Genomic DNA, 9,103 nt, shown 5'->3' with positions numbered 1-9,103 from the left:
GGCCGCCTTGAGTTTGAACTCACTCGAATAAGATTTACGCATATCCAAACACCTCAGATTTGGGCGCCATCATAGCGCCCGATTGAAGTGTCCAAAATCATTAGGCCAGTTCAGCTTGCCCCCGATAGCGGTGGATCAGTCACCAGATGTAGTGGCTGTTCACTCTGCAATCGGGAGCAAGCCCCCTCCCACATTTGAAATACAGTGCTTAGAGGACAAGCTGCGCGAAGCTGACGCCCGCACCGGCTGGGCGCACATCCTTGAGGAACGAGTCCTTGTCTGCGCTCAGTTCCAGCGTGATTTCCGGCTTGCGCTTGCCGGCATTGCGCACCACCAGGCCTTCGAGCTTTTCACGCAGGAACACCGTCGGCACCTTCAAGTGCAGCAACTGGTCAGTCTCGGCGTTGTGCAGCAACAAGTGAATCCACTCGTACTGGCCCACTGCGATCCGCGCCACCGGCAGGTCGAACCACCAGATGTTGCGTTTGCGGTCCAGGTCGGTGAAGTGGCAGTTGTTGACGCCGAGTACGGCACCGCCCAGTTCCTGGTTTCTGCGGGCGATGGCCTGTGCTTTATTGAGTTTCATAACCTTCCTACGGGATCTGTTATTCAGCGTCGTAGCCTGAATGTGCCGCGCATTCTCGTGGGTTGGCCGCAAAACATAAAGCCAAACCTGCTGCCGGCGATGAAATGCGTGCGCAAAATAATTGAAACTCTGCCGAACAGCCTCGGGTCAATCTCTACGTAATGACCAAAACCCCTCGATTGTTCCAGGAGAAATACCATGAGCAGCACATCGGATAAGGTAAAAGGCGTCGCGAACGAAGCTGTCGGCAACGTCAAGCAAGGTGTTGGCAAAGTGACCGGCAACGACAAGCTGCGCGCTGAAGGTGTGGTCCAGGAAAAAAAAGGTGAAGTGCAGAAAGCCGTAGGCGATACCAAGGATGCGGTGAAGAAAGCGATCAAGTGATCCTCGATCGCTGGCTGGGTTCATCCCGCCCGACGGCCATCCACGGATGGCCGTTTTTGTGTCACCTGAAGCGGTTAATCTTTCGAAATTGTTTCAAGGTCGCCAAATAGGCTACCTTGATGTAGAAAACGGCCCCTGAGTCGCCCATGAACCTGATCTTTTTGCGGCGAAAGGAGACGCTATGATTTTTCCGGTACTCGATGGTCTCAAGCTGCACAAAGTGCTGGCGCGCACGGTGACGGAGTTCGTCAACGACGAGATGTCCACCTACGCCTCGGCGCTGGCCTACCAGATGCTGTTTTCCTTGTTTCCGTTCCTGCTGTTCCTCATTGCGTTGATCGGTTTCCTGCATTTGCCGGACTTCTTCACCTGGCTGCGCTTGCAGTCGGAACTGGTGTTGCCGCCCCAGGCCCTGGAGCAGGTCAACCCGGTGATCGACCAGTTGCAGCAGTCCAAGGGCGGCCTGCTCTCGGTGGGTATCGTGATTGCCCTGTGGACCGCGTCGGCCGGTGTGCGTCTGATGATGAGCGCGATGAACGCCGCCTACGACGTGGTCGAAGGGCGGCCGATCTGGAAGCGTTTCCCGCTGTCGGTTTTCTACACCGTCGGCATCGCCGGCATGTTGCTCGCCGCCGCCGCGCTGATGGTGCTCGGCCCGCAGGTCATGGAATGGCTGGCAGGGCAGATCGGCATGCAGGAATTCGTGGTCACGCTGTGGACCATCCTGCGTTGGCCGCTGATTGTGATCCTGCTGATGTTCGCTGTGGCCCTCATGTACTACGTGATGCCCGACGTGCAGCAGAAATTCCGCTTCATCACCCCAGGCTCGGTGTTGGCGGTGGTGGTGTGGATCGTCGCGTCCCTGGGCTTTGGCTACTACGTCAAAACCTTCGCCGACTACAACGCCATGTATGGCAGCATCGGTGCGATCATTGTTTTGCTCCTGTACTTCTATATTTCCGCCGCCGTGCTGTTGCTGGGGGCGGAGATGAATGCCGTGATCGAGCACATGTCGGCCGAAGGCAAGGAGCCAGGGGAAAAGACATTTGATGAAAACACCCGCTCAGGTGAAAAAAAGCACGTCTCCGGCCTTGGCCGGGACCATTCCAAGCCCACTCCCGACGAAGTCTGATCGATGATCCATGAAATCCTGAAAATGGGCGACGAGCGCCTACTGCGTATCGCCCCGCCGGTCCCGCCGGAAATGTTCGACAGCCCCGAACTGTGGCAATTGATCGATGACATGTTCCAGACCATGGAACACGTCGGCGGTGTCGGCCTGGCCGCACCGCAGATCGGCGTTGACCTGCAACTGGTGATCTTTGGTTTCGAGAGCAGCGAACGCTACCCGGATGCCCCGGCTGTGGCACAGACAATCCTGATCAACCCGCTGATCACACCGCTCAGTCCGATCATGGAAGAGGGCTTCGAAGGCTGTCTGTCCGTGCCCGGCCTGCGCGGCGCGGTGGACCGTTACCAGCAGATCCGCTACGAAGGCTTCGACCCCAAGGGCGAGCCGATCATACGTATTGCCGATGGTTTCCATGCGCGGGTGGTGCAGCACGAGTGCGATCACCTGATCGGCCGCTTGTACCCGTCGCGGATTAGCGACTTCAGCAAGTTCGGGTTTATCGAGGTGATGTTCCCCGACATGGACCCGAATGCCGACGACTAGCTTCCTGGCACGATACAAGCCCAATGGTGGGGTTGGTCAGCCAGCACGATTGCGACGGGGCTGTCACCCACTCTCCTGGGCGGTTATACGCCTCGTGCCAACCCCATCGCGATCATCGGCTTGTTGCGCTTGTAGCGCACCAGCCGTTCGCTGAGGGATTGGGGCAGCACCGTGTCCTGAGTAAACCCCATGCGCCCATACACACCTTCCAGGTCGGGATGGCACAGCAGCCAGACTGAACCCTCCCGATCGGCCGCCGCCTGAAGAATCAAGCGCGCCGCCAGCCCCTGGCCGCGATAGGCCGGGTCGACAAACACCCCGGTCAGCCATTGCCCGCCCACCACGGGCGTCAGGCACAAGCCGGCAACAATCTCGCGGTCCCGCGCCACCCACAGACGTCCGCCCTTGAGTGCCTTCATTGGCGAATTGTGCTGGCGGTAAAACTTGTTCAGCAGCGGCCACAGGGGCTCTGCCAGCGGTTCGAGGTGCAAGTCGGGCATGGTATTCAGGCAGGCGTTATCAAGGGTCGGGGATTATAAGCGCCTTCTGCGCGGCAATAGGTGGTATACCCAATGTTACATCCCCTGTAAGTGGAGCATGCATCATGGCCAAAGGTATGGATTCAAAGAAAGCCGCGAAGAAGAAACCGGCAAAGACCGCCGATGAAAAACGCGCGGACAAGAAAACCAAGAAATCCGAGACAGGGCTGTTCGGTCACTGAGTTAAACGTGTAGAAGCCTACGATCTGCAAGCTGTTCCCGCCTCACCGCACAGAGCAGGACACACCTGCTCTATGCTGCCGACGCCCAACTACCGTGATGGCACCCCATGCCGGGAAATCAACGTCCTGGCGCACGGTTTTACTGCGCGACCGAATAGCCCGATTGGCCGTATCGCTTAGATCGCGGCCAGGGTTTCTTTCACCGCCTGCACCTGCGGCTCTGCCGTCTTCGCGGCTACTTGCTGTTCTTGCTGTTGTTTCAGACGATCGGCCACTTGCTTGGTGATCGCATCCTGTTTTTCCTGCGGCATTGTCTGCACTTCTGCTTCGGTCAAACCCTGCTCCTTGAGCAGTTGTTCGCGAATGCGTTCGGCCGGGGTTTTGCTCATGTAATCGGTGAAGTCTGCGCGCGCGGTGCTCGTGGTAGAACCGGCTGCCGGCACATCCGTGGTCGCCGGGGTGGCGGCCGTTGAGGCCTGCAACTGTACGCGGGTCTTGGCGAAGGCTTCGTCGATGCGGTCGGCGGCCTTGTCCAGTTGGGTCTGCGCGGCGGGTACGCTCACACTTTGCTGCGCCGTTTGCAGGGCACCGCTGTACAGCGTGCTGGCGGCAGCGTTGGCGGGGTCCATGTCGGGGCGCTTGAGCTTTTCGACGGTCGACAAGGCTTGAGTGTTGTTGTTAATCAGCATGATCGGTCACCTATGCAAATGTTCGATGCGTCAGCTAGAGCAAGTAGCGTGCCGTGTGCACAGCCCCGGTTTTACGGGGGCTGGCATGGCACTCGCGGCAAACATTGTTCTGGCGCCGGCCAAACGTTGCCGTCGACAGGCACATCTTGTGCAGTACCTTCCCGGTGGCAGGGCCGTTCAGTCGTGTTTGAAGTCCTCGACGGTGAGCGACCCGCTCGTGAAGTCCATTTCCAGGTGATGGTGACGTGCCGCCGTTTTGGCCTTGAAGTGAAAGGACGCCTTCAGGACGCGGCCTTGCAGGTGCAATACGGTGAATTTTCCGCTGGTTGCCAAATAGGTGCCCTGTTCGCCTGACCTCGTGTCGTCAAATTCAAGCCTTACCTTGTGGTCTTCACTGGCCGTTGCACCAATCTCGTAGGTCTCGCCTTCCTTGATATTTTGGTCAATGCTGATTTTAAGCAGGGCGAAGTCGGTCATGATCCCGACTGTTGAATTAAAGCCCGACCCGCCATTCAAATGAGCTACAAAGTCTGTGCTAAAGGGAACCGTCCATCCGGCTATTACCCCAGAGATTGCATCGTTTTCACCCAGTACCGAACCCATGGTTGCTTCTCCATATTCAAGGGGCAATGTGTTGCACATTGCGTGTGCTTATGAATAGGCGAAGAGGAGAAACGAGGCTACTGTCAGACCTGACAGGTCCCTGCACTTTCCTGACAGACGGTCTTTCGATGTTTCGAAAAAACCTCTTGCGATTCTGCCGCAGGCACCTGTGAGCTGTGCGTTGAGTCCTTTCACGTTGCCGTCTTTGTGATCAATCATGACCGTCGAGGGCGAAGGTCTTAAAGCCGGCGTGCTGGCCGAGGTGCTGGTAATACGCCGCAACCGCCGGGTAGAGCGGGCGTTCCATGGGGGTCATCTGCCAGCGATGAACCGAGAGGCCGATGAGGATATCGGCCAGGGTGAATTCGTCGCCGGCCACATAGGCGCCGGTCTTTGCCAACTGTTGTTCCAGCAGGCCCATCTTGTCGTTCCAGGCTTGTACGCCGGCTTTGATGCGTTGTGGGTCCTGATGCTCGGGGCTGTTGCGCACCAGGGCCTGGAAGGTGTAGCCCCAGGACGGGTTGAGCTCGGTGGCTTGCCAGTCCATCCACTGTTCGACCCGGGCGCGGGGTGCGGGGTCGAGAGGCAGCAGGTCGTGGCGTTGGTAAAGGTTCACCAGGTAACGACAAATGGTGTTGGATTCCCACAGCACGCCGTGGTCGTCGATCAGCACCGGCACTTGGGCGTTGGGGTTCAGGGCAAGGAATTCGGCGGATTGGGTCGGCTTGAAGCCGATGCCCCAGTCTTCGTGCACGTAGTCGATGCCCAGTTCCTGGCAGGTCCAGAGCACTTTGCGCACGTTGATGGAAGAAGCGCGACCCAAGATTTTCAGTGAGTGTCCCATGGTGCTTCCCTGGCAGTGGAGAACAGTCAATCTAGCAGGGGGCGGGCACTACGGCGATGGCTTCAAGCGGGCAGGGTAAAAAAATGTGGGAGGGGGCTTGCTCCCGATAGCGGTGGATCAGTCACCAGATGTGGTGACTGTCACGCTGCAATCGGGAGCAAGCCCCCTCCCACATTTTTGACCGAACAGGGCTTTAGCCGCGTGGTGTGTGTTGGTCCATGGCTTTGCCCACTAGCAATACGCTGAGCGCCCTCAACTGATGAATTGCCAAGGCAACATCGCAATGCCAGTCGCGTCCTACAAACGTCCTACGTACTTTCCCGCACCTGCAACTCAAATCCCATATCCACCACCGGCTTGGCGATCTTGTTACCCGCCATGATCGTCAGCAAATGCTCCGCCGCGCGCCGACCAATGGCTTCGCGCGGGGTGCTGATGCTGCTCAGGCGCGGCACCATGAACGAGGACGCTGGCAGGTCGTTGAAGCCCAGCACGGCCACGCGCTCCGGTACGTTGATGCCATGACGCAGGGCTTCGAGCAGCGCGCCTTGGGCCAGGTCGTCGTTGCCGAAGAAGATCGCATCCACATCCGGATGCGCCGCCAGCAACTGCAGGAACAGTTCGCCGCCCAGGCCCACGGAGGAAGGGCGTGGTGTCAGCAGTTCCAACGCCGGGTCGTACAGGCCGGCTTGTTGCAGCGCCCGGCGGAAGCCTTCGCCGCGCAGCAAGGTGCGTTGGTCCAGTTGCGCGCCGATATACGCCAGGCGCTTGCGCCCCCGCGAGATCAAATGCGCTGCCGCTGTCTCACCCGCCGCCAACTGCGAAAAGCCCACACAGTTCACGCCAGCGTTGGGGTCCAGATCCATCATGTACACACACGGCACGTTACTGGCCTCGACCATCCGTCGCGCGCTTTCGGTCCGATCGAACCCGGTCAGCAGCAAACCCCGTGGCTGATAGGCCATGTAGTTGCGCAGCAGGGTCTCTTCTTCGTCGCGCGAATAGTGGGAGTTGCCGATCAGTACTTCAAAGCCCTTGGGCCGCAGCACCTGATGGATCGCTTCGAGGGTTTCGATAAACAGCAGGTTGGACAGCGACGGCACCAGCACCACCACCGAATGGCTCTGGGCCGAGGCCAGGGCGCGGGCGGCGGGGTTGACCACGTAGTTCAGTTCGGCGGCGGCCTGTTGCACTTTTTCCACCAGTTCGGTGGCAACGGTGCTGATGCCACGCAAGGCGCGGGAGGCGGTAATCGGGCTGACGCCGGCCAGGCGGGCGACTTCATTGAGGGTCGGACGACCCGTGGTGCGCGTATTTTTATCGTTCTTGGAGGTCATCAGGCGGCTTGCCAAACAAAAATCGAGGCACTAAGGTAGCGCTGTCTCCAAACGGCTGCAAATGCTAGAGCGCTGGGTTGCCTGATCCGGTTCAAATGCTTGGAGCGGATGCACGCGTCACTCCATAAAAAAAGACAAGACGGCGCGGGAAAAGCCTGTTTTTGCACTAGCCTTACAGCGTGCAAAGGTAGCGCTATCTGCGTCCTGAGGTGTTTCATGAGTCAACCTGTTACCGCCCTGGTTATCATGGGTGTTGCCGGCTGTGGCAAGACCAGCGTCAGCGAGGCCCTCTGCCGCCTGAACGGTGCCACGCCCATTGAAGGCGACAGCTTTCACCCCGCCGCGAACATCGAAAAGATGAGCGCCGGCCACCCCCTCGACGACAACGACCGCGCCGGCTGGCTCGACATCCTGTGCGATGAATTGCGCCGTTCGCTCAAGGCCGGTGAACACCCGGTGCTCACCTGTTCCGCGCTGAAAAAGAAATACCGCGACCACCTGCGCGAAGCAGCGCCGGGTCTGGGCTTTGTATTTCTGGAACTGAGCCGCGAAGTCGCCGCCGACCGCGTGTCCCATCGCCCCGGCCATTTCATGCCGGCCAGCCTGATCGACAGCCAGTTCGCCACCCTCGAATCGCCCGTCGGCGAGCCGCTGACCCTGGCCCTCAATGCCAGCGAAGACAGCGTCAAGGCGTTGGCCGAGCAAACCCATGCCTGGTGGCTCAAACACGGCTTTGAACCTACTCGTTAATTTTTTGCCGGATAAGATAGCGCTATCCCCGGCGACAAATTCAACACCGGCTTTAATAACAACAACAAACAGGAGAGACCCCCCATGTTTGGCATGTCCCACGAGTCCTACCTGCTGCTTGATGCAGTGGTCACTATCATTGGTCTGATCTTTTTGATCACCAAGTTCAAGGTTCACCCATTTATCGCGTTGATCATCGCCGCGGGCTTCCTCGGCCTGACCTCGGGCATGCCGGTGGACAAGATCATCAAGGCCTTCCAGGACGGCTTCGGCGGGGTGCTCGGCTTTGTCGGCATCATCCTCGCGCTGGGTACGATGCTCGGCAAGATGATGGCCGAATCCGGCGGTGCCGATCAGATCGCCCAGACCCTGATCCGCGCCTTCGGCAAGGAAAGGGTCCAGTGGGCAATGATGTTCGCCGCGTTCCTGGTAGGCATCCCGCTGTTCTTCGAGATCGGCTTTGTGTTGCTGATCCCGCTGGTGTTTATCGTCGCGCGCCGCACCGGTGTGTCGCTGATCAAGATCGGTATCCCGTTGCTCGCCGGCCTGTCGGCGGTCCATGGCCTGGTGCCACCGCACCCGGGGCCGCTGCTGGCCATCGGCGTGTTTGGCGCGGACATCGGCAAGACCATTCTGTACGGTCTGATCGTCGCGCTGCCGACCGCCATCATCGCCGGCCCGATCTTCGGTACGTTTATCGCCAAGTACATCCCGGGCAATCCGTCCCAGGAACTGGTCGACCAACTGGCCCGCGAGCCGGAAAACAAGACGCTGCCGAGCTTCAGCATCACCCTGATCACCGTGCTGCTGCCGGTGTTCCTGATGCTGCTCAAAACCTTTGCCGACATCGCCTTGGCCGACGGTCATGTGGTGCGCAACTGGATGGACATGATCGGCCACCCGATCAGCGCCCTGCTGCTTGCGTTGCTGCTGTCGCTGTACACCTTTGGCCATCGCCAGGGCATCCACTCCAAGCAAATCCTCAAGCTGCTCGACGCCAGCTTGGCGCCGACTGCCGCGATCATCCTGATCATCGGTGCCGGTGGTGGTTTCAAACAGATGCTGGTGACCAGCGGCGTGGGCGACGTGATCGGCCATATGGCGGTGAACGCGCAGATCAACCCGATCCTGCTGGCGTGGCTGGTGGCGGCGGTGATTCGTATTGCCACCGGTTCGGCGACGGTCGCGACCATCACTGGCGCAGGCATTGTTGTGCCGGTGGTGGGGATGATTCCGGGGGTTAACCGCGAGCTACTGGTGTTGGCGACGGGGGCGGGATCGTTGATTTTGTCTCACGTCAACGATGCGGGGTTCTGGCTGGTGAAGCAGTACTTCAACATGACTGTGGCCGAGACGTTCAAGACCTGGACGGCGATGGAGACCATTCTGTCGGTGGTGGCGCTGATCTTCATCATGTTGCTGTCGTTGGTGGTGTGACAGACACACCCTAAGGCAAGGGTGCAAACCCAATCCAAATGTGGGAGGGGGCTTGCCCCCGATAGCGGTGTTTCAGT

General features: G+C 59.2%; 11 protein-coding genes and 1 pseudogene. 5 read left to right on the top strand and 7 right to left on the bottom strand.

Features of this window, described 5'->3' with window-relative positions; translation table 11 throughout:
* Window positions 1-208: 208 nt before the first annotated feature.
* Complete coding sequence (locus ACP7CJ_RS28305; protein ID WP_276194554.1) at window positions 209-586, bottom strand: hypothetical protein; 378 nt, start codon at window positions 584-586, stop codon at window positions 209-211.
* A gap of 198 nt (window positions 587-784) precedes the next feature.
* On the opposite strand from ACP7CJ_RS28305, the gene ACP7CJ_RS28300 reads away from it, so the two are divergent.
* From ACP7CJ_RS28300 to def, 3 genes are all read left to right on the top strand, one after another.
* A complete protein-coding gene (locus tag ACP7CJ_RS28300; protein WP_426103078.1) occupies window positions 785-970 on the top strand; it encodes a CsbD family protein in 186 nt (61 codons plus the stop codon).
* A 181-nt stretch (window positions 971-1,151) separates the two neighbouring features.
* Complete coding sequence (locus ACP7CJ_RS28295; protein ID WP_276194552.1) at window positions 1,152-2,102, top strand: YihY/virulence factor BrkB family protein; 951 nt, start codon at window positions 1,152-1,154, stop codon at window positions 2,100-2,102.
* Between the two features lie 3 nt (window positions 2,103-2,105).
* Window positions 2,106-2,645: a peptide deformylase gene (def, locus tag ACP7CJ_RS28290; protein WP_276194551.1), complete on the top strand. Its 540-nt coding sequence runs from the start codon at window positions 2,106-2,108 to the stop codon at window positions 2,643-2,645.
* Window positions 2,646-2,728: 83 nt separating this feature from the next.
* Here def and ACP7CJ_RS28285 read toward each other — a convergent pair whose 3' ends face one another.
* The 6 genes and pseudogenes from ACP7CJ_RS28285 to ACP7CJ_RS28260 all read right to left on the bottom strand — a co-directional run bounded on the left by ACP7CJ_RS28285 (window position 2,729) and on the right by ACP7CJ_RS28260 (window position 6,842).
* Window positions 2,729-3,145, bottom strand: a complete 417-nt coding sequence (locus ACP7CJ_RS28285) for a GNAT family N-acetyltransferase (protein ID WP_426103080.1) — start codon at window positions 3,143-3,145, stop codon at window positions 2,729-2,731.
* A 397-nt stretch (window positions 3,146-3,542) separates the two neighbouring features.
* Entirely contained in the window at window positions 3,543-4,055 is a 513-nt protein-coding gene (locus tag ACP7CJ_RS28280) for a hypothetical protein (protein WP_426103082.1), read from the bottom strand.
* Window positions 4,056-4,232: 177 nt separating this feature from the next.
* On the bottom strand, window positions 4,233-4,658 hold the full coding sequence (locus tag ACP7CJ_RS28275) for a hypothetical protein (protein WP_426103084.1): 426 nt from the start codon (window positions 4,656-4,658) through the stop codon (window positions 4,233-4,235).
* 211 nt (window positions 4,659-4,869) lie between these two features.
* Complete coding sequence (locus tag ACP7CJ_RS28270; protein ID WP_426103086.1) at window positions 4,870-5,502, bottom strand: glutathione S-transferase family protein; 633 nt, start codon at window positions 5,500-5,502, stop codon at window positions 4,870-4,872.
* 193 nt (window positions 5,503-5,695) lie between these two features.
* Window positions 5,696-5,782 (bottom strand): annotated as a pseudogene (locus ACP7CJ_RS28265) (DUF6124 family protein); the annotation flags it as partial.
* A gap of 28 nt (window positions 5,783-5,810) precedes the next feature.
* Window positions 5,811-6,842 (bottom strand): LacI family DNA-binding transcriptional regulator, encoded by a 1,032-nt coding sequence (locus tag ACP7CJ_RS28260; protein ID WP_276197986.1) that lies wholly within the window; start codon window positions 6,840-6,842, stop codon window positions 5,811-5,813.
* 213 nt (window positions 6,843-7,055) lie between these two features.
* On the opposite strand from ACP7CJ_RS28260, the gene ACP7CJ_RS28255 reads away from it, so the two are divergent.
* Together ACP7CJ_RS28255 and ACP7CJ_RS28250 are read left to right on the top strand one after the other, a co-directional pair.
* Window positions 7,056-7,589 (top strand): gluconokinase, encoded by a 534-nt coding sequence (locus ACP7CJ_RS28255; protein WP_276194544.1) that lies wholly within the window; start codon window positions 7,056-7,058, stop codon window positions 7,587-7,589.
* Between the two features lie 84 nt (window positions 7,590-7,673).
* Window positions 7,674-9,026: a GntP family permease gene (locus tag ACP7CJ_RS28250; protein WP_247398496.1), complete on the top strand. Its 1,353-nt coding sequence runs from the start codon at window positions 7,674-7,676 to the stop codon at window positions 9,024-9,026.
* Window positions 9,027-9,103 lie beyond the last annotated feature (77 nt).

This window comes from Pseudomonas sp. PSPC3-2 (assembly GCF_049897085.1).
Classification (GTDB): Bacteria; Pseudomonadota; Gammaproteobacteria; order Pseudomonadales; family Pseudomonadaceae; genus Aquipseudomonas; species Aquipseudomonas paraveronii.
This window is presented reverse-complemented; position numbering and strand designations above follow the sequence as displayed.

What these genes read in the sequence shown, in the direction of transcription:
- ACP7CJ_RS28305 (WP_276194554.1), bottom strand. Translation starts at nt 586, where the DNA reads ATGAAACTCAATAAAGCACAGGCCATCGCCCGCAGAAACCAGGAACTG.
- ACP7CJ_RS28300 (WP_426103078.1), top strand. Translation starts at nt 785, where the DNA reads ATGAGCAGCACATCGGATAAGGTAAAAGGCGTCGCGAACGAAGCTGTC.
- ACP7CJ_RS28295 (WP_276194552.1), top strand. Translation starts at nt 1,152, where the DNA reads ATGATTTTTCCGGTACTCGATGGTCTCAAGCTGCACAAAGTGCTGGCG.
- def (WP_276194551.1), top strand. Translation starts at nt 2,106, where the DNA reads ATGATCCATGAAATCCTGAAAATGGGCGACGAGCGCCTACTGCGTATC.
- ACP7CJ_RS28285 (WP_426103080.1), bottom strand. Translation starts at nt 3,145, where the DNA reads ATGCCCGACTTGCACCTCGAACCGCTGGCAGAGCCCCTGTGGCCGCTG.
- ACP7CJ_RS28280 (WP_426103082.1), bottom strand. Translation starts at nt 4,055, where the DNA reads ATGCTGATTAACAACAACACTCAAGCCTTGTCGACCGTCGAAAAGCTC.
- ACP7CJ_RS28275 (WP_426103084.1), bottom strand. Translation starts at nt 4,658, where the DNA reads ATGGGTTCGGTACTGGGTGAAAACGATGCAATCTCTGGGGTAATAGCC.
- ACP7CJ_RS28270 (WP_426103086.1), bottom strand. Translation starts at nt 5,502, where the DNA reads ATGGGACACTCACTGAAAATCTTGGGTCGCGCTTCTTCCATCAACGTG.
- ACP7CJ_RS28255 (WP_276194544.1), top strand. Translation starts at nt 7,056, where the DNA reads ATGAGTCAACCTGTTACCGCCCTGGTTATCATGGGTGTTGCCGGCTGT.
- ACP7CJ_RS28250 (WP_247398496.1), top strand. Translation starts at nt 7,674, where the DNA reads ATGTTTGGCATGTCCCACGAGTCCTACCTGCTGCTTGATGCAGTGGTC.